The sequence below is a fragment of the Tardiphaga sp. vice154 genome (genome assembly GCF_007018645.1).
Lineage (GTDB): Bacteria > Pseudomonadota > Alphaproteobacteria > Rhizobiales > Xanthobacteraceae > Tardiphaga.
Map to the genome: position 1 here is coordinate 4583825 of NZ_CP041399.1, position 19132 is coordinate 4602956.

The 19132-nt window shown below is 64.2% G+C and carries 19 protein-coding genes; 7 read left to right on the forward strand and 12 right to left on the reverse strand.

Annotated elements, in window-relative coordinates; translation table 11 throughout:
* Positions 1 to 43 precede the first annotated feature (43 nt).
* Positions 44 to 274 (forward strand): hypothetical protein, encoded by a 231-nt coding sequence (locus tag FIU28_RS21545; RefSeq protein WP_143575165.1) that lies wholly within the window; start codon positions 44 to 46, stop codon positions 272 to 274.
* A complete protein-coding gene (locus tag FIU28_RS21550; RefSeq protein WP_143575166.1) occupies positions 271 to 564 on the forward strand; it encodes a type II toxin-antitoxin system RelE/ParE family toxin in 294 nt (97 codons plus the stop codon). The genes FIU28_RS21545 and FIU28_RS21550 overlap by 4 nt, the downstream gene beginning before the upstream one ends.
* Here FIU28_RS21550 and FIU28_RS21555 read toward each other — a convergent pair whose 3' ends face one another.
* Positions 565 to 2424 carry an ABC transporter ATP-binding protein/permease gene (locus FIU28_RS21555; RefSeq protein WP_143575167.1) on the reverse strand — a complete coding sequence of 620 codons (1860 nt, stop codon included), beginning with the start codon at positions 2422 to 2424 and terminating at the stop codon, positions 565 to 567.
* A 172-nt stretch (positions 2425 to 2596) separates the two neighbouring features.
* Here FIU28_RS21555 and rpmE point away from each other — a divergent pair, with 172 nt between their 5' ends.
* Positions 2597 to 2839, forward strand: coding sequence for a 50S ribosomal protein L31 (gene rpmE / locus FIU28_RS21560; RefSeq protein ID WP_143575168.1), 243 nt, complete (start codon positions 2597 to 2599; stop codon positions 2837 to 2839).
* Positions 2840 to 2998: 159 nt separating this feature from the next.
* Here rpmE and FIU28_RS21565 read toward each other — a convergent pair whose 3' ends face one another.
* The 4 genes from FIU28_RS21565 to FIU28_RS21580 form a co-directional block, all read right to left on the reverse strand.
* Positions 2999 to 3835 (reverse strand): MipA/OmpV family protein, encoded by an 837-nt coding sequence (locus FIU28_RS21565; protein ID WP_143575169.1) that lies wholly within the window; start codon positions 3833 to 3835, stop codon positions 2999 to 3001.
* Between the two features lie 103 nt (positions 3836 to 3938).
* The gene (locus FIU28_RS21570) at positions 3939 to 5036 is read right to left on the reverse strand and encodes an acyltransferase family protein (protein WP_143575170.1); all 1098 of its coding nucleotides are present in this window, start codon (positions 5034 to 5036) and stop codon (positions 3939 to 3941) included.
* A gap of 179 nt (positions 5037 to 5215) precedes the next feature.
* Positions 5216 to 5728 (reverse strand): protease adaptor protein RcdA, encoded by a 513-nt coding sequence (rcdA, locus tag FIU28_RS21575; protein WP_143575171.1) that lies wholly within the window; start codon positions 5726 to 5728, stop codon positions 5216 to 5218.
* Between the two features lie 457 nt (positions 5729 to 6185).
* Positions 6186 to 6377, reverse strand: a complete 192-nt coding sequence (locus FIU28_RS21580) for a DUF1192 domain-containing protein (protein ID WP_143575172.1) — start codon at positions 6375 to 6377, stop codon at positions 6186 to 6188.
* Between the two features lie 91 nt (positions 6378 to 6468).
* On the opposite strand from FIU28_RS21580, the gene FIU28_RS21585 reads away from it, so the two are divergent.
* Together FIU28_RS21585 and FIU28_RS21590 are read left to right on the forward strand one after the other, a co-directional pair.
* Positions 6469 to 7467, forward strand: a complete 999-nt coding sequence (locus FIU28_RS21585; protein WP_143575173.1) for an NAD(P)H-quinone oxidoreductase — start codon at positions 6469 to 6471, stop codon at positions 7465 to 7467.
* A gap of 131 nt (positions 7468 to 7598) precedes the next feature.
* Positions 7599 to 10475 carry an EAL domain-containing protein gene (locus tag FIU28_RS21590; protein WP_168203006.1) on the forward strand — a complete coding sequence of 959 codons (2877 nt, stop codon included), beginning with the start codon at positions 7599 to 7601 and terminating at the stop codon, positions 10473 to 10475.
* Positions 10476 to 10489: 14 nt separating this feature from the next.
* Here the strand turns inward: FIU28_RS21590 and FIU28_RS21595 are convergent, their stop codons facing one another.
* Positions 10490 to 11128 carry a YqgE/AlgH family protein gene (locus tag FIU28_RS21595; protein WP_143576329.1) on the reverse strand — a complete coding sequence of 213 codons (639 nt, stop codon included), beginning with the start codon at positions 11126 to 11128 and terminating at the stop codon, positions 10490 to 10492.
* A gap of 133 nt (positions 11129 to 11261) precedes the next feature.
* Between FIU28_RS21595 and FIU28_RS21600 the strand changes: the two genes are divergently transcribed.
* Both FIU28_RS21600 and FIU28_RS21605 read left to right on the forward strand, forming a co-directional pair.
* Positions 11262 to 12080: a protein-disulfide reductase DsbD domain-containing protein gene (locus tag FIU28_RS21600; protein WP_143575174.1), complete on the forward strand. Its 819-nt coding sequence runs from the start codon at positions 11262 to 11264 to the stop codon at positions 12078 to 12080.
* Between the two features lie 240 nt (positions 12081 to 12320).
* On the forward strand, positions 12321 to 13682 hold the full coding sequence (locus FIU28_RS21605; RefSeq protein ID WP_210245540.1) for a flippase: 1362 nt from the start codon (positions 12321 to 12323) through the stop codon (positions 13680 to 13682).
* A 92-nt stretch (positions 13683 to 13774) separates the two neighbouring features.
* Here the strand turns inward: FIU28_RS21605 and FIU28_RS21610 are convergent, their stop codons facing one another.
* From FIU28_RS21610 to FIU28_RS21635, 6 genes are all read right to left on the reverse strand, one after another.
* Positions 13775 to 14563: a 3-hydroxybutyrate dehydrogenase gene (locus tag FIU28_RS21610; protein WP_143575176.1), complete on the reverse strand. Its 789-nt coding sequence runs from the start codon at positions 14561 to 14563 to the stop codon at positions 13775 to 13777.
* 134 nt (positions 14564 to 14697) lie between these two features.
* Positions 14698 to 15210, reverse strand: a complete 513-nt coding sequence (locus FIU28_RS21615) for a CAP domain-containing protein (RefSeq protein WP_143575177.1) — start codon at positions 15208 to 15210, stop codon at positions 14698 to 14700.
* Between the two features lie 80 nt (positions 15211 to 15290).
* A complete protein-coding gene (locus FIU28_RS21620) occupies positions 15291 to 16346 on the reverse strand; it encodes a sulfate/molybdate ABC transporter ATP-binding protein (protein ID WP_143575178.1) in 1056 nt (351 codons plus the stop codon).
* Positions 16336 to 17199 carry a sulfate ABC transporter permease subunit CysW gene (gene cysW / locus FIU28_RS21625; protein ID WP_168203007.1) on the reverse strand — a complete coding sequence of 288 codons (864 nt, stop codon included), beginning with the start codon at positions 17197 to 17199 and terminating at the stop codon, positions 16336 to 16338. Before cysW ends, FIU28_RS21620 begins: the two co-directional genes overlap by 11 nt.
* Before the next feature lie 11 nt (positions 17200 to 17210).
* Complete coding sequence (gene cysT / locus FIU28_RS21630; RefSeq protein ID WP_143576330.1) at positions 17211 to 18017, reverse strand: sulfate ABC transporter permease subunit CysT; 807 nt, start codon at positions 18015 to 18017, stop codon at positions 17211 to 17213.
* Between the two features lie 57 nt (positions 18018 to 18074).
* Positions 18075 to 19091: a sulfate ABC transporter substrate-binding protein gene (locus tag FIU28_RS21635; RefSeq protein WP_143575180.1), complete on the reverse strand. Its 1017-nt coding sequence runs from the start codon at positions 19089 to 19091 to the stop codon at positions 18075 to 18077.
* Positions 19092 to 19132 lie beyond the last annotated feature (41 nt).

Consider the following 19132-nt stretch of genomic DNA (forward strand, 5'->3'; position numbering starts at 1 on the left):
ACATTTACTTCACGCAAACCAAAAAGTTCGGTATCTTCCAGGAATGACGAAGCTTCTTGATCAAGCTCTTGAGCTAGCCCGTAGCCTTCCCTCGGAGGCTCAGGACGATATCGCGCGAATCGTGATGCAGCTTGCCGGCAGCGACAACTCCGCTCCAGTGATGCTGTCCGTCGACGAGCGCGCGGCCATTGCAGCTTCGAAAGCGGAGGCAGCCCGCGGTGAGTTTGCTACGGACGAGCAAGTCCGCGCGGTCTGGGCCAAGCACGGGCTGTGAGACTGCGCTACACCCGCCGGGCTCTGGCCGACCTTGACGGCATTCTGGATTATATCGCGAGCCAATCGCCGCAGGGTGCAACGAGAGTTCACGCGCGTATCCAGCGGATGGTAAGCTTGTTGCCGTCGCATCCCGCCATCGGCTCACGTACCGAAGACCCGACGATACGCAAACTGGCGACACCGCCTTATCCCTATCTGATTTTCTACGAGCCCACTGAAAAAGAAGTCATCGTGCATGCGATCCGTCACGCGGCACGCAATCCATCGGATACGCCGGGTTCGGGATGATCACACCCCGAACTGCAACCTTGCCAGACGTGCATACAGCCCACCGGCGGCGACCAGCGAGGCGTGGGTGCCTTCTTCGACGATGCGGCCGTGCTCCATGACCAGGATGCGGTCGCAGGACAGCACCGTCGCCAGGCGATGCGCGATCACCAGCGTGGTGCGGTGCTTCATCAGCTCTTCCAGCGCCGTCTGTACCAGCGTCTCGGATTCCGCATCGAGCGCCGAGGTCGCCTCGTCGAGCAGCAAGAGCGGGGCGTCGCGCAGGATGGCGCGGGCAATCGCAATGCGCTGGCGCTGCCCGCCGGACAGCGTCACGCCGCGCTCGCCAAGCTGGGCATCAAATCCCTCCGGCAGGCGGCAGATGAATTCGGTGGCGTGCGCCAGGCTCGCGGCATGCTCGACCTCGGCGTCGGTGGCATCGGGGCGGCCGAAGCGGATGTTCTCGCGGGCGGTCGCGGCAAATACCACGGAATCCTGCGGCACCAGCGCGATGCGCTGGCGCAGTTCGTGCGGATCGACATCGACGACCGGCACGCCGTCGAACGAGATCACGCCGCTCTTCGGATCGTAGAACCGCAACAGGAGATGAAACAGCGTGCTCTTGCCGGCCCCGGAGGGGCCGACGATCGCGACCTTTTCGCCGGACCGGATCGTCAGCGACACGCCGTCGGCGGAGAGGATGTCGGGCCGCGTCGGATAGGCGAAGATGACGTTATCGAACGCGACATCGCCCCGCGCCGGCACCGGCAGCGCGCGCGGCGATGCGGGGGCGGTAATCTGCGACTTGACGCCGAGAATCTCGAACAGCCGTTCGGCGGCGCCGGAGGCCGCCGAAATCTCGCCCCAGACTTCGCTGAGCTGGCCGAGGCTGGAGGCGGCAAAGACCGCATAGAGCACGAACTGGCCGAGCCGGCCCGGCGTGATCGCCCCGGTCAACACGTCATGCGAGCCGACCCACAGGATGCCGACCACGCTGGAGAACACGATGAAGATGATGATCGCGGTCAACAGCGCGCGGGCGCGCGTGGTGCTGACGGCGGACTCGTAGGACCGCTCGACGCCGGCAGCGAAGCGGGCATTGGCGATGCCTTCATTGGTATAGGCCTGCACGGTGCGGATCGAGCCGACCAGCTCGCTGGCATAGGCCGAGGCCTCCGCCAGCGTATCCTGCGCGCCGCGCGACAGCTTGCGCACGCGTCGCCCGAAGGCGACCAGCGGGATCACGATCAGGGGGATCGCGGCCAGCACGAAGCCCGACAGTTTCGGGCTGGAGATCACCATCATGGTGGCGGCGCCGAGAAAAAGAACGATATTGCGCAGCGCGATCGAGACCGAGGCGCCGACCGCCGACTTGATCTGGGTGGTGTCCGCGGTCAGCCGCGACACCAGTTCGCCGGAGCGCGCCGAATCGAAAAACGCCGGCGACAGCCGCGTCAGATGCGCGAACACGTCGCCGCGCAAATCCGTGACGATGCGTTCGCCGATCGTCATCACCAGATAATAGCGCGCAGCGCTGGCCCCGGCGAGTACGGCGACCACGGCGATCATCACGCTGAAATAGCTGTTGATCATGGCGATGCCTTCGGGGCTGAAGCCAAAGTCGATCATCCGGCGCACCGCGACCGGCACCACCAGGGTGGTCACGGCGGCGATGATCAGCGCGATCAGGGCCAGAATCACCCGCACCCGGTAGCGCACCACATAGGGCGCCAGCGCCAGCAACGGGCGCAGTCTGGCCCGGCTGGGCGCGGGCACATCGACCACCGCATCGACCAGCGACGGCTCGGGCAGCACCGGTTCCGGCTGGGGGAGCTTGGGATTCGGGGCTACGCTCGCTTCAAGCCGTTCGACTGCACTCATGATTTCCAACCATTCTAAATGCCCGCCTCAGATAGGCCGCTTGGCGGCCGGTGGCAAATGACCATCATCCGCCGCGGAGTCCTTGTCTTGGCTCAAGGTCTGCGATATAGAGCGGCCAAATCCACTTCTCTTACGCCGTGCTGCAGGGCGCCTACGCGCCGAAGGAATTGCCATGAAAGCCGATGTTCACCCCGATTATCACATGATCACGGTCGTTATGACCGATGGGACCGAGTTCCAGACCCGTTCGACCTGGGGCAAGGCCGGCGACAAGCTGAACCTCGACATCGACGCCAAGACCCATCCGGCATGGACCGGCGGTAGCGCGCAGATGCTCGACCGTGGCGGTCGCGTGTCGCGCTTCCAGAAGAAGTTTTCGGGCTTCCTCAAGAAGGACGAGGCCGCTTCGGCCTGATCCGGTTCGACCTGAATACAAAACGCCCCGCTTTGCGGGGCGTTTTTCGTTGGGCGGGGGAGCCTGGATGACATCGGCGACGCGATGCGGTGGCGACACAATCCGGGGAAAGCGCGCATGGGGATACGCCGGCCCCGGATTGTCATCCGGGCTACGGATTTACCTCACATCGACGTCGAACGAATAGGCGACGCCGATACCGCCGGTGGTCTGGTTCGGCGTGCCGCGCAGCCGCACCAGCGGGCTGTCGGCGGCAGCGCCCAGCAGGCGCTCATATTCCACATAGGTCCGCACTTCCCACTGCGGATTGAGCTGGTAGCGCAGTTGCGCGCCGGCGCCGGCCGACTGGGAGCCACGGGCATCGAATACTGGCAGGCCCGAAGCCAGCGATTCCGCGGCGCTGACGCCGAAATAGGTCGACGAATAGGCGGCGTTGGTCACGGTGTAGCGCGGACCGACGGCAAAGGTCAGTCGTTCGGCGAGCGGCATGATCACGTCGGCGGCGAAATCCGCCACGACACCCTCGTGCCCGACGACGCCACGGCGAACTTCCGCGCGCAGCCGCAGCCAGTCGATGGCGTAATATTCCGCGAAGCCGCCGAGCTCGATGGCGAAATCGACGTCGCGCAGCCCGTTCAGTTCGCTGTGGTCGCTGGCCTTGCGCTCGCGCTTGTATTTGCCGACCGGACCGGCGCGAAAGCCGTTGCCCGGATCGAAGATCGCAAAGCTGGCGCCGTCCCGCATGCTGCGGAAGCGCGCGGGCGTACCGGCGCGACGCAGCGAGAAGATTGGCACCGGGCTGAAGCGGAAGCTGTTGGCGCCCTCATAGGAGGGCGTGGCCTCGGCGCCGAGGCCGACGGTCACCGTCCAGCCGCCGACCGGCGAGGGCAGGAACGGGATGGCCGGCGGCGCCGGCAGCACGGCGACCGGCTGGGCTTGCGCCGCCGAACAGGCCATCGCCACCGCGACGCCGATGAGAATACGAGAAAAGGACATGTCACCCCGGAAGTTGAGCAGCCCGAGGCTGCTCGGCCGATCGTGTATGCCACGTCGTGCGTTAAGAGCTGGTGTGACAATGAGTCACCCGCGCGCGCCTGCTTTAACGCTCCGGCGCTGCAGCGACGCGCGGCGAGGCCTGCTTCGGACCGAACCAGGCGACGATCGCATGGCGGCCGGGCATCTCGACCAGACGATAGCTGACTTCCGACAGCGCCCAGATGATCGCAAAGCACACGCAGGACGCTGCAATGAAAACCGCTTCGGTCTGTCCGAAATAGCGCCAGGCGCGCACGGCAAAGCTGACGAACAGCGGGTGGATCAGGTAGATCGAATAGGAGATGATGCCGAGCCGATAGACCAGCGCGCCGCCGAACAACGCCTGGGCGGCGCGGCCGTCGCGCGACAGCACGGCCACCAGCGGGATGAACAGCAGGTACATCGGCAAGTCGCTTTCGCTGAAATAGCCGATCGTGAGGATCGCGACCAGAATACCGACAACCAGCGCATCCTGCGTCCGCATCGACAGCCGGTCGACCACGCCGGCGAAACGGAAGATCGAAAGCCCCAGCGCGAAACCGGCCACAGCGCGCAGCAGCGGATAGAACGAATTGCCGTTGACCACGTCGAGCGGGCCGCCGGAGCCGCGGCCGCTGACGCTGACCACATAGATCGCCAGCAGTGCCGCGGCCACGGAAACCGCGCAGATTGCCGGACTCCTGCGCAAGGTGAAGGCCATCAGGATCGGCAGCAGCAGATAGGAGCCCATCTCGGCGCTGGCCGCCCAGGCCACGCCGATCACCGGGAAAATGTGCAGCCCCCACCCGCTCATCATCAGCAGATTGCCGATCCAGTCCCACGCCGAATACATCTCGAGCCGCTCGCCCGACAGGCCGGCTGCGATCTTGGCGATATAAAACAGTCCGATGACGAAATAGGCCGGATACAGCCTTGCTACGCGCTTAAGCATAAAGGTCGCGAATTTCGGCAGCGTGAGTTGTGCGAAGGCGTCGCGATAGGTGAGCGCCATCACGAAACCGCTGAGCATGAAGAACAGATCGACGATCAGATAGCCGAACGGAATCCGGAAATAAGACGCGGTGCCGCCGGTGGAGAGTTGCACGTCGCCGAAATGATAGATCACGATGATCGCCGCGGCCACGCCGCGCACCCCGGTCAACGCCCTGATATCCGCCGCCATGCCACATGCCCCTCTTGCGGGACACACTTAGCGCATATTCGGAAGTGCCGTCAGTCCGGGGTCCACGACGAAAGCCCGAACCACCCCGAAATCACGAAATGTTCAATGTACCGCGATCTCGAGCGTCCGGTATCGCTCGCAGCTATCGCTGCTCCCACTCTGGAAATGACAGTTTCGTGTCAGCGTTCGAACGCGGCCTTGAGGCGGTTCATCTGCGGCACCAGCGGATTGCCGATCGCGGCACGTTCGGTGGTCGAGGCATGGATGGTCACGTCGAGGCGGCGGACCTTGGTCTGCAGCGTCATCGAGCGCGCGATCAGGTCCTGTAACTGCTGCGGCAGCTTGAGCAGCATGTCGTCCGGGCTTGGATCGGCGGCGCTCAGCTTGACCTTGGTCTTTTCGCGATTGGCCTGCAGCAGCGTCATCTCGCCTTCCTTTACCGCGCGGTGCAGCAGCAGCCAGGAGGCCAGCTGCATCAGGCGCGTGGTAAGGCGCATGCTCTCGGTCGCATAGGTGAGGCTGACGGAGCGATCCAGCGCCTTGGCTTCGGCACGGCCGACGCCATCCAGATAGGCTGCCGTCTCCTCGACCAGATCCATCCCCTCGCGAAACAACGCCCCGAAGGCCGCGGAATTGGTAAGCCGCTCGCTGAAATGAACGAGCGCAGCTTCGCCTTGCAAACGGTCCGACATGGAGGTGACGCCTCGAGCAACTGGTTACGCGGCCGGCTTGAAAAAAAACGCCGGTATATGATGAACAAATCATTACGCGACCGCAGGCGAGAGTCCAGCGAGTCAAATTTAAAGAAGTATTTATGGTTTCCAAGGAAGCGACGCTGTCCCAAAAAAAGAGCCGCCGTTTCCGGCGGCTTTGAAGTTGATAACAGGGAGGCGTCAAACAGAGTGGACAGGAGCCACTCGGTGTCCAAACAGGACAATTTGATTCATATGCGAGAAAGCTTAATTGCGCGTAAATCTCGTAGATTACCGCAAGGATGAGATCGCGCGTCCGGCACGCGATGTATCAAAACGGGACATAGCACCACTTCCCGGGCCATGTTGATAACTCCCGTTTTCGGGACGCGCTGCGGCCCCTTATTTCGCATTGCGCCCGGCGACCGGCAGACGCCGGATCTCAGCCCTTCACGACTCAGCTCTTGAAGAACCGGTCCGCGGCATCCCGGGTGGCCCGCTTGAGCTGCATGCTGGACTGCAGGCGCTGGATCTCGGATTGCAGCAGCGCGATGCGCTCGGCGAGTTCCTCGACCGACAGCAATGTCAGATCCTGGCCGATCTCGTGGCTAATCTTCTTCTTTGGCTTGTCGTCGTCGTCGATCGCCATGCTTGCCTCGCTTCGATACCGGATGGTTGCCAGCCTCACGATGGCTGGCTAATCAGGTCCCAGCCGATTGACAACTCGCCAAGGACAAATCATGGAACAGCTGCCCGCGCAAATGACCGTTATCGGCATCAGTACCCCCGGTGGACCAGAGGTTCTGATCCCGGAAACCCGGGCGCTGCCGAAGCCCGGCCCCGGCGAGATCCTCGTCAAGGTCGCCGCCGCCGGCGTCAACCGGCCGGATATTTCGCAGCGCTCCGGCGCCTATCCGCCGCCGCCCGGCGCCTCCGACCTGCCCGGCCTGGAAATCGCAGGCGTTGTGGTCGCGCTCGGCGAAGGCGCCAGCAAGCACAAGCTCGGCGACAAGGTAATGTCGCTGGTCGCCGGCGGCGGCTATGCCCAATATTGCATCGCGCCGGACGCCCAGGCGATGACGGTGCCGGATGGCTTCTCGATGATGGAAGCCGGCGCCACCGCCGAGACGCTGATGACGGTGTGGCACAACGTGTTCGAGCGCGGCGCGCTGCAGCCCGGCGAGACGCTGCTGATCCATGGCGGCTCCTCCGGCATCGGCACCATGGCGATCCAGCTCGCCAAGGCGCTGGGCTCCAAGGTGATCGTCACCGTGGGCTCGCAGGCCAAGGCGGACGCCTGCCTCAAGCTCGGCGCCGACCACGCCATCAACTACAAGGAAGAAGACTTCGTCGCCCGCGTGAAAGAGATCACCGGCGGCAACGGTGTCGAACTGATACTCGACATGGTCGGTGGCGATTACGTCGACAAGAATCTCGATTGCGCGCAGATCGACGGCCGCATTGTGCAGATCGCGGTGCTGAACGGCCCGAAGGCGACCATCAACGCTGCCAAAATCATGGTGAAGCGGCTGCACTACACCGGCTCGACGCTGCGGCCGCGCTCGCCGGCCGACAAGGCGGCGATGGTCGGCGCCATCGAAGCCAAAGTGCTGCCGCTGCTGCAGGCCGGCCGCGTCAAGCCCGTGATGGATTCCAGCTTTCCGCTCGAAAAGGCCGCAGACGCCCATCGCCGGATGGAAACCAGTGAACATATTGGCAAAATTGTGTTGGTCGTTTAGCGCGGGAAGACGGCCGGAAAGTCTTTGAAAGCGCTGGCTTTCATGTCATTTATCGCTCACGAATTCTGGGGTTTGCCGGGACGGCTTCATGAAGGTCGGCCCGGCTGTTCAGCGACAGCGGAGTAATGACATTGCGTTTGATCAGGTGGCTTGCGCCGCTCGCGCTCGGCCTCATGATTATCGTTGCCTCCTCGCAGGCACATGCCATTGACGCCGTCAGCGTCCGCTCTGACGCGCCTGCGATCGACCTCACCGCGATCCTCGAATACCAGCAGAACGAGACCGACCGTATCCAGGTCTCCACGGCGCCGGGCACGGACGGTATCGTCCGCCGCATCGAGGTGCGCGCCCGCGAGGCCGGCCAGAACTGGGTGGTGTTCGCGCTCGCCAACAATACCGACGATCAGCTCGACCGCCTGATCGTGGCGCCGCATTACCGCATCGTGTCATCAGGCCTGCTGTGGCCCGATCTCGGCATGTCGCGCATCGCCACCATCACGCCCTCCACCGGCGACCGCCCGGAGCGACAGGACTCGGCCACCGCCGACATCTTCCGCGTCACGCTGGATCCGGGCGCGGTCATCACCTTCGTTGCTGAGTTGCGCACCAACAAGCTTCCGCAGCTCTATCTGTGGGAGCCGGAAGCCTACAAGGACAAGGTCAACTCGTTCACGCTGTACCAGGGCATCGTGATCGGCATATCCGGCCTGCTGGCGCTGGTGCTGACCATCCTGTTCGTGGTCAAGGGCAGCATCATGTTCCCCGCGGCTGCCGCCCTGGCCTGGGCCGTGCTGGTCTATATCGGCGTCGACTTCGGCTTCTGGGGCAAGGTGCTCGACATGTCGCAGGGCGCCGAGCGGATCTGGCGCGCCTCCGGCGAAGCGATGCTGGCCGCAACGCTGCTGGTGTTCCTGTTCGCCTATCTCAATCTCAACCGATGGCATGTGCGCTATTCGCACATCACGCTGGCTTGGCTGCTGTTTCTGGGATCGCTGGTGGCGCTGGCGCTGTTCGATCCCGCGGTGGCGTCCGGCATCGCGCGTATCTCGCTGGTGCTGATTGCCTTCGCCGGCTTCGGACTGATCGTCTATCTGTCGACCCACGGCTTCGACCGCGCTGTGCTGCTGATCCCGACCTGGTTCCTGCTGGTGGTCTGGGTGGTCGCCGCCGGCATGACGGTCGGCGGCTCGGTTACCAACGACATTGTCGGCCCGGCGCTGCTCGGCGGCCTGGTGCTGATCGTGATGCTGATCGGCTTCACGGTGATGCAGCACGCTTTTGCCGGCGGCGGCGCCACCAATGGCATCGTCTCCGACGTCGAGCGCCGCGCGCTGGCGCTGACCGGCTCCGGCGACCTGATCTGGGACTGGGACGTCTCCGCCGACAAGGTGTTCACCTCGCCCGAGACGGAAGCCCTGCTCGGCCTCAAGCGCGGCGCGCTGGAAGGCCCGGCCGCCGGCTGGCTCGAAGTGCTGCACCCGCTCGACCAGGACCGCTTTCGCGCAGCCCTCGACAGCGTGCTCGACCAGCGCCGCGGCCGTCTCGTGCAGGACTTCCGGCTGCGCACGCCGGACGGCCATTTCATGTGGTTCGCGCTGAAGGCGCGGCCGGTGGTCGGCTCCGACGGCGAAGTGTCGCGCGTGGTCGGGACATTGACCGACGTCACCGAGACCAAGAACGCCGAAGAGCGCATGCTGCATGACTCGGTGCATGACAACCTGACCGGCCTGCCCAACCGCAAACTGTTCATCGACCGGCTCGGCGCCGTCGCCAATCTGGCCAAGACGATGCCGACCCTGCGGCCGACCGTGATGGTGATCGACCTCGACCGTTTCAAGCAGGTCAATGATTCCGTCGGCATCGCCGTCGGCGATTCGATCCTGCTGACGCTGGCGCGGCGCCTGACCCGGATCCTGAAGCCGCAGGACACGCTGGCCCGTCTCGCCGGCGACCAGTTCGGCCTGATGCTGATGTCGGAAACCGACTCGGTCAAAATCACCGCCTTTGCCGAGACCATTCGCAAGACCATCCGTGCGCCGATCGCGTTCAACGACCGCGAGATCTTCCTGACCGCCTCGATCGGCCTGGCACTATCCGATCCGACCACGCCGTTGTCCGACGAGATCATCAAGGACGCCGAGCTGGCGATGTACCATTCGAAGCGGATCGGCGGCGACCGCATCGACGTCTACAAGCCGGCGATGCGGGCCCGCAAGACCGACCGCCTGACGCTGGAATCCGAACTGCGCCGCGCCATCGAGCGGCAGGAAATCACCATCCTGTACCAGCCGATCGTGCGGCTGGAAGATCGTTCGATCGCCGGCTTCGAGGCGCTGGCGCGCTGGGATCATCCAAAACTTGGCCGGATGTCGCCGGTGGAATTCATCGCCATTGCCGAGGAGATCGGACTGATCATCGATCTCGGCATGTTCGTGATGGACCAGACCGCCAAGCAGCTGGCGATCTGGCAGCGCGCGATGCGCGCCCGCGAACCGATCTTCGCCAGCGTCAACGTCTCCTCGCGGCAGTTGCTGCGCCATGACCTGCTGCACGACATCCGTACCGTGCTGTCGCGCTCCTCGGTCGCCCGCGGCTCGTTGAAGCTGGAGCTGACGGAATCGCTGGTGATGGAAAATCCGGAACACGCCGCCCAGATGCTGCACCGCATCCGCGAACTCGGCACCGGCCTGTCGCTGGACGATTTCGGTACCGGCCATTCGTCGCTGGCCTATCTGCAGCGCTTCCCGTTCGACACGCTGAAGATCGACCAGTCCTTCGTCCGCACCACCAGCCGCGGCACCCGCCCGGTGATCCTGAAGTCGATCATCGCGATGGCCCACGATCTCGGCATGGACGTCGTGGCCGAAGGCGTCGAGACGGATTCAGATGCGGTCGAGCTGTATCAGCTGGGCTGCGAATACGCCCAGGGCTTCGCCTTCGGCGAGCCGATGGACGCCGACGCCGCAATGCGATTGCTGACCGAAGAACGGTTAGAGGCGGCGAACTAAGTCAACCGTCTGGTCTAGGCGTGGCCGGCTTCGTTCGACAGCATGCCGGGCTCGATGCCGATCTTGGTCAGCGCGCGCTGGTATTTCGCCTCGATGTCGCCACCGAACACCAGATCGTCGTCGGCGGCGCAGTGCAGCCAGCCATTGTGCTGGATTTCGGTCTCGAGCTGGCCCGGCGCCCAGCCGGCATAGCCCAGCGCCAGGATCGCATGCTTCGGCCCGCCGCCCTGGGCGATGGCGCGCAGGATATCGACGGTGGCGGTCAGGCAGATGCCGTCATCGATCGGCAGCGTGGCGTCCTGGATGAAGAAGTCGCTGGAATGCAGCACGAAGCCGCGCCCGGTTTCGACCGGGCCGCCCTTGAGGACCTTCATGCTTTCGGCGCTTTCCGGGAGCTTGATGCCATCCGCTTTATCGATGATATCAAGCTGCGCCAGCAGTTCAGGAAAATCGATGCTGCCGGCGCGGCGGTTGACGATAATGCCCATGGCGCCTTCGGAGGAGTGCGCGCAGACGTAGATCACCGACCGGGCGAAGCGTTCGTCCTCCATTACCGGCATCGCGATCAGCAACTGACCGTCGAGATAGCTGCCGGCGCTGGAAGAAGCAGCCCGGGCCCGGCTCTTGCGGGGTCGCTTGCGGGTCGGTTCCATCGGCAAGGCCCTCTCTCGTTGTGTCCATCCTGATATTGGGTCGCTCGTCTGTCAATCAACCTTCCGCGATGCACCAACCGCATCACAAGCAGTTCAATGGCCTAGGACCCGCGTGGTCCTGTAAGGACGTCCGATGAATGCCTCTTTAGCGCTGCGGTTCGCCGCCGTCTGTGCCGCATGGCTCGCTGCCGCTCCTGCGATTGCGCAGGATGCCTCGCCATGGCAGGTCGACCGCCATTCCCAGCTCCGCCTGCTGGCAGGCTCACGCAGCGGGCCAGTCATGCTAGGCGGCATCGCCATCCACCTCGCGCCGGGCTGGCATACCTATTGGCGCAGCCCCGGCGATTCCGGCGTGCCACCGCGGTTCGATTTCTCCAAATCCGACAATGTCGACTCCGTCACCATCCTGTGGCCAGCCCCGACCAAGTTCGAGGACGGCGCCGGTGGCCAGTCGCTGGGCTATGTCGCCAAAGTGGTGCTGCCGCTGCGCGTGGTCGCGAGGGACGCCGGCAAACCGGTGACGCTGCGCGCCGCGATCAGCTATGCGGTGTGCGAAAAGCTCTGCGTCCCGATCGAGGCGGTGGCCGAGCTGGCCTTCACCAGCATCGCCTCGACCGAGGACAGCGCGCTCACGGCGGCGCTCGACACCGTCCCGAAGCCGGCCACGCTCGGCGACGCCAATCCGCTGACCGTGCGCGACGTCAGACGCGACGGCAACCGGGTGCTGGTCGATGTGACCGCGGACGGCGAGGCGGACCTGTTCGTCGAGGGCCCGACGCCGGAATGGGCGCTGCCGGTGCCGAAACGGCTCAAGGAAGGCCCGCCCGGGGTGAAGCGCTTCGCGTTCGATCTGGAGGGCATACCATCCGGCGCCAGCGCCGACGGCGCGGCGCTGAAACTGACGCTGGTGGGCGCGGACAAGGCGTATGAGTTCAATGTGAATTTGAACTGAGCCTGGTCGTCATTCCGGGGCGCGAGCGCGTCAGCAGCGAGCGAACCCGGAATCCCGTCATGAGACGCGCTGCCATGAAACGATGAACATCTCGGGATTCCGGGTCTCCGTCAGCCGGCTTCGCCGTCTGCCGCATCCCGGAATGACAGTGTGTGGCTTCATCCAACCCGATATTAACCCCTGTTTGCTACCCAAAAGCATCGCCGCGCGGACGCGGCCAGGATGTCTGCAGTGGCTGCCATGGATGTAAACGCCGCGCCTGCCTCAGGCCTCGTCGCCCGGCTGCGCGCCAGACTGGGCGGCGCCGGGGAAGCCGCGCTGACGCGGCGGCTGGCCGGCACCATTTTTGTCATTCGGGTGGTCTCGGCCGGGCTCGCCTATTTCTCGCAGATCCTGCTGGCGCGCTGGATGGGTGGTTCCGACTACGGCATCTACGTCTACGTCTGGACCTGGGTCCTGCTGCTCGGCTCGATGATGGATTTCGGCATCGCGGCGTCAGCGCAGAAGATCATCCCGGAATATCGCGCCAGCGGCGACCAGGCCCTGCTGCGCGGCTTCCTCTCCGGTAGCCGCTGGATGACCGGCGCAGTGTCGGCGATCGTCGCGCTCGGCCTCGCGGGTCTCGTGAAACTGCTGTCACCGTGGATCGCGGCCGATACCATCGTGCCGTTGTATCTCGGCTGCCTGACGCTGCCGGCCTTCGTCGTCGCCAATACGCAGGACGGCATTGCGCGCTCGCACGACTGGATGACGCTCGGCCTGATGCCGCAGTTCATCGTGCGCCAGGCGCTGATCATCGGCTTCACCGCCGGCGCCTTCGCGCTCGGCTTCCAGCTCGGCGCGACCATCGCGATGCTGGCCAGCGTCGGCGCGGTGTGGCTGGCGATGATCGGGCAGATGATCGTGCTGAACCGCCGGCTCACGGCGCATATCGCGCCCGGCCCGAAAGCCTATGATTACCGCGGCTGGCTAAAGACCTCGCTGCCGATCCTGCTGGTCGAGAGCTTTTATCTATTGTTGTCTTACACCGACGTGCTGGTGCTGCAGCAGTACCGTTCTTCCGAAGAAGTCGGCGTGTATTTTGCGGTCGTGAAGACGCTGGCGCTGGTATCTTTCATTCACTACGCGATGTCGGCCACCACCGCGCACCGCTTCACCGAATATCACCAGGCCGGCGACAAGGACCGGCTGGCGGCCTACGTGACGCATGCGATCAAGTGGACGTTCTGGCCGTCGCTGGCAGTGACCATCGTTCTCTTGGCACTGGGCAAGCCGCTGCTGTGGCTGTTCGGGCCGAGCTTCGTCGCAGGCTACGACATCATGTTCATCGCCGCGATCGGCCTCGTGGTGCGCTCGGCAATCGGCCCGGTCGAGCGGCTGCTCAACATGCTCGGCCACCAGAACATCTGCGCACTGGCCTATGCGCTGGCCTTCGCCATGAACCTCGCTTTGTGCATCCTGATGGTGCCGCGCTATGGCGGCCACGGCGCCGCGGCGGCGACGTCGATCGCGCTCACCTTCGAGACCGTGCTGCTGTTCTGGATCGTCCGCACGCGGCTCGGATTGCATGTGCTGGCGTTCGGGAAGCAAACCCAGCCGTAGCCCGGATGGAGCGAAGCGCAATCCGCGTCCGGCTCGTCCGTCGAACCGGTTTCCCCGGATTTCGCTGCGCTCCATCCGGGCTACAGAGATTGCTACGCCGCGGTCCAGCCGCCGTCGATCGAGAGGTTCGTGCCGGTGATCTGCGCGGCGTCGTCGCCGCACAGGAACAGCGCTAACGCTGCGACCTGCTCCGACGTCACGAATTCCTTGGTCGGCTGCGCCTGCAGCAGCACGTCGTTGATGACCTGCTCCTTGGTGAGGTTGCGGGCCTTCATGGTGTCGGGGATCTGCTTCTCGACCAAAGGCGTCCAGACGTAGCCCGGCGAGATGCAATTGCAGGTGATCTTGAAGGTCGCGAGTTCCAGCGCGGCGGTCTTGGTCAGGCCGGCGATGCCGTGCTTTGCTGAGACATAGGCCGACTTGAACGGCGAGGCGACCAGTGAATGCGCGGAAGCCGTGTTGATGATGCGTCCCCAGCCGCGCTTCTTCATGCCGGGGATAGCGGCACGCATGCCGTGGAACGCCGAAGTCAGGTTGATCGCGATGATCGCGTCCCATTTCTCGATCGGGAAATCCTCGATCGGCGAAACGAACTGGATGCCGGCATTGTTGACCAGGATATCCACCGAGCCGAATTTGCTCTCGCCGAGCGCGACCATCGCGGCGATTTCCGCGGGCTTCGTCATGTCGGCCGGCGAATGGATCGCCTTGACGCCGAAGTCTTTCTCGATCCAGGCGCGTTCCTTCTCGATCTCCTCCGGAGTGCCCATGCCGTTCAGCACGATATTGGCGCCGGCGCCGGCAAAGGCGCGCGCATAGGCCAGACCGATGCCGCTGGTCGAGCCGGTCACGACCGCGACCTTGCCTGTGAGATTAGCCATGGGGATGCTCCTGCGACGTGGGACGCCTGCAGGAAATGGCCGCGCACCCGGCATTCCCTGAGGCAATGAAGAGAACCGCAGCGTGGCGTCCCCGGATCACCCCGTCAACGCCGCCGCTGCAAAGCAGCAGGCGTTTATTTGCTATCGGTCGAGGCCAGGATCATGGTCCAGAACACCTTGTATTTGGTGCCCGGCGCATATGTCGCAGCAATGCCGATCTTGTTGACACCGGATTTCAGCATGTTGGCGCGGTGCGGCGGCGAATCGCGCCAGCCGGAGAAGGCCTCCGCCATGGTGTGATAGCCGGCGGAGATGTTCTCGACGGCCAGCGTCGCCGGATAGCCGCCGGCGTTCAGGCGCTTGGCCAGTGGCGCTTTCACGTCGTGGTCCATCTTGTTCTTCTTGGCCATGCTGGTCGACTGGTCTTCGGCCAGCGCCATCAACGCCGGATCGACCGTGACCGGGCCGAGCCCGTTGTTCTTCCGGTACAGCGAAATCATCGAGGCGGCCGCGACAGGGTCGAGCTTGGCGCCGCCATTGGCCATGCTGAGATACATCGTGGGCTGGTCCGGCGCCGGAGCCACCATGTCGGCGGCGCAGCCGCCCAGCAGCAAAAATCCCAGAATGGCTGTAGCCACGCGCATCATCGGCAATCCCCCGTACAGAGGGCGTTTGTTGCACACCAACCGTGGCTGAAAGGTGAAGAATGGCGGCGAACGTGGCCGCCCTACTCGCGGCCGGCAAAAATCCGGTAGCGCCGGGGTTGCAGGCTGACGAGGTCGCCGGTGGCGAGGTTGCGGTCGCGCGGGGCGTCGATCTCGACCATCGTGTCACCGGCGCCGGACAGCGCAATGTCGGCCCGCTGGATCGGGCCGAAGGTGCGGACGCGCCGCACCGTGCCTTCCAGCGCGCCATCGGTGGCGGCTTCGCCGACCGGCCCGACATTCATGTCGTGACGGCGCACGAACAGTTTCGACGGACCCGACACACCACCCGCATCGACGTTCAGGAGCTTGTCGCCGAGCCGGACCTGCCCATCGCTGACATCGACCGGCAGCATGATCGACTCGCCGATAAAGGAATGCACGAAAGCGGTGGCCGGATGGTCGTAGACCTCGCCGGGAGTGCCGATCTGCTCAATGCGGCCCTTGTCCATCACCACCACGCGGTTGGCGACTTCCAGCGCCTCTTCCTGGTCGTGGGTGACGAAGATCGACGTGACGTTGATCTCCTCGTGCAGCGTGCGCAGCCACTGCCGCAGTTCCTTGCGCACCTTGGCATCGAGCGCACCGAACGGTTCGTCGAGCAGCAGGATGCGCGGCTCGATGGCCAGCGCACGCGCCAGCGCAATGCGCTGGCGCTGGCCGCCGGAGAGCTGGCTGGGATAACGACTGGCCAGCCAGTCCAGCTGGACGAGGTCGAGCAGTTCCTTGACGCGGGCGCGGATCGCCGCCTCGTCCTTGCGGATCGCGCGCGGCTGCACGCGCAGACCGAAGGCGACGTTCTCGAATACCGTCATGTGGCGGAACAGCGCATAATGCTGGAACACGAAGCCGACGTGGCGCTCACCGGCGCCGCGCGCCAGCGCATTCTCGCCGTCGAACGAGACCTCCCCGGAATCCGGCCAGTCGAGCCCGGCAATGATCCGCAGCAGCGTGGTCTTGCCGGAGCCGGAAGGCCCCAGCAGCGCCAGCAGCTCGCCATTGGCGACCTTCAGATCGACGTTGTCGAGCGCGGCGAAGGCGCCGTATTTCTTGACAATGTTTTTGACTTCAATCGCCACGCGGTTGTCCCTCGTCGAGATGCCGTTCCAGAATGGTTTTCGCCACCAGCGTGATCAGCGCAAGCATGGCCAGCAAGGATGCGATCGCAAAGGCGGCGACGAACTGATATTCATTATAGAGGATTTCCACCAGCAGCGGCATGGTGTTGGTCTCGCCGCGAATATGGCCGGACACTACCGACACCGCGCCGAACTCGCCCATCGCCCGCGCATTGCATAGCAGCACGCCATAGAGCACGCCCCATTTGATATTGGGCAAAGTGACGCGGAAGAAGGTCTGCAGCCCGGAGGCGCCGAGCGAAATCGCGGCCTCCTCCTCCTGCGTGCCCTGCTCCTGCATCAGCGGAATCAGCGCGCGCGCAACAAAGGGAAAGGTCACGAAGGTGGTGGCCAGCGCGATGCCGGGCACGGCGAACAGGATCGGGATGTTGTTAGCCATCACCCACGGCCCGAAAAAGCCCTGCGCGCCGAACAACAGCACGAAGACCAGGCCGGAGATCACCGGGCTCACCGAAAACGGCAGGTCGATCAGCGAGATCAGCATGGTCTTGCCGCGGAAATCGAACTTGGCGATGGCCCAGGCGGCCATCACGCCGAATACCAGATTGATGCCGACCGAGATCGCCGCGACGATCAGCGTCAGCCGGATCGCGGACCACGCTTCCGGATCGGACAGCGCCTGAAAATACGCCCCGATGCCGCGCGAAAACGCCTGGCTGAATACCAGCACCAGCGGCAGCACCACGAACACCACCAGGAAGGCGATCGCCAGCGCGATGATGATCCAGCGGATCCAGCCGGGCTCGGTCCGCGCGTCGTCTCGCGCCTGAATCTCGAGGGAGCGTTGCGTCATTGCCATCGCGCTCAATGGGCCGGCACGCGGGTCTGCGCCCAGCGCTGAATCCGGTTGATGGCGAAGATGATGAGGAAAGATGCCAGCAACATGACGACCGCAATCGCGGTGGCGTCGGCATAGCGGTATTCCGACAGCCGGATCACGATCAACAGCGGCGCGATCTCGGAAATGTTCGGCAGATTGCCGGCGATGAAAATCACCGAACCATATTCGCCGACCGCGCGCGCGAAGGCCAATGCAAAGCCAGTCAGCATCGCCGGCACCAGACTGGGCACGATCACGCGAAACACCGTATGCCAGCGATTGGCGCCGAGGCTGGCGGCGGCCTCCTCGATCTCCTTGTCGAGATCGAGCAATACCGGCTGCACGGTTCGCACGACGAAGGGGATGCCGATGAATATCATTGCGATGAAGATGCCGACCGGGGTGAACGCCACCTTGATGCCGAGTTCGGCGAGCGGCGCACCGAGCCAGCCCTTTTGCGCAAACAGAGCGGTGAGCGCGACGCCGGCCACGGCGGTCGGCAGCGCGAAGGGAACATCGACGATGGCATCGAACAGCCGGCGGCCGGGAAAGCGGTAGCGCACCAGCGCCCAGACGATCACCATGCCCATCACCAGATTGACCAGCGCGGCAAGGAAGGCGAGACCGAAGGAGATCTTCAGGGCGTTCATGGTGCGACGGCTGGTCAGGATTCCCCAGAATTGCTCGAAGCTCAGTTCGAAGGTCTTGAGGAACAGGCCGGCGAGCGGGATCAGCACGATGATCGACAGCCACATCAGCGTCAGGCCCATCGTCAGGCCGAACCCCGGCAGCGTGTTTCGTCGTCTTATTCCCCCGCTCACCCGTCCCCCTGTATTTCTGCGCTTCGCTCAGTTCTTGTAGATCTGGTCGAACACGCCGCCTTCGCTGAAATGGGACCTCTGCGCCTTGGTCCAGCCGCCGAACACGTCGTCGATCGTGAACATTTCCACCTTGGCGAACGACTTCTCGTACTCCCTGGCAATCTCCACGTCGCGCGGACGGTAGGAGTTGCGCGCGGCGATTTCCTGGCCTTCGCGCGTATACCAGTATTTCAGATAGGCCTCCGCGGCGGCGCGGGTACCCTTCTTGTCGGCGACCACGTCAACCACCGACACCGGCGGCTCGGCTAGGATCGACAGCGGCGGCGACACGATCTCGAACTTGTCCTTACCAAATTCCTTCTGCGCGAGGAACGCTTCATTTTCCCACGCCAGCAGCACGTCACCGACGCCACGCTCGACGAACGTCACGGTCGAGCCGCGCGCGCCGGTGTCGAGCACCGGAACGTTCTGGTAGAGGTCGCGGACGAACTTCTTTGCTTTATCCTCGGAGCCATATTTCTTCAGCGCAAAGCCCCAGGCGGCGAGGTAATTCCAGCGCGCGCCGCCGGAGGTCTTCGGGTTGGGCGTGACCACGCTGACGCCGGACTTGATCAGGTCGTCCCAGTCCTTGATGCCCTTGGGGTTGCCCTTGCGCACCAGGAACACGATGGTCGATGTATAGGGCGAGGCGTTCTGCGGCAGCCGCTGCTGCCATTCGGCGGGCAGCATCTTCTTCGCGGCGATGGCGTCGATGTCATAGGCCAGTGCCAGCGTTACCACATCGGCCTGCAAGCCGTCGATCACGGCGCGCGCCTGGGAACCGGAGCCGCCGTGCGACTGCCTGATCGCAATGGTCTTGCCAGTTTCCTTCTGATAGGCGGCGGAAAAGGCCTTGTTGAATTCGGCATAGAGTTCGCGCGTCGGATCGTAGGAGACGTTGAGCAGCGACACGTCCGCGGCTAAAGCCGAGCCGGCACACAGCAGCGCGGCAATTGCGGGAATAAAACGGCGAAATGAACCACGCAAGATCATGGTGATCTCCATCAGCGAGACGACGGAAGCGCCATCCGGGAATGCGCCAGACT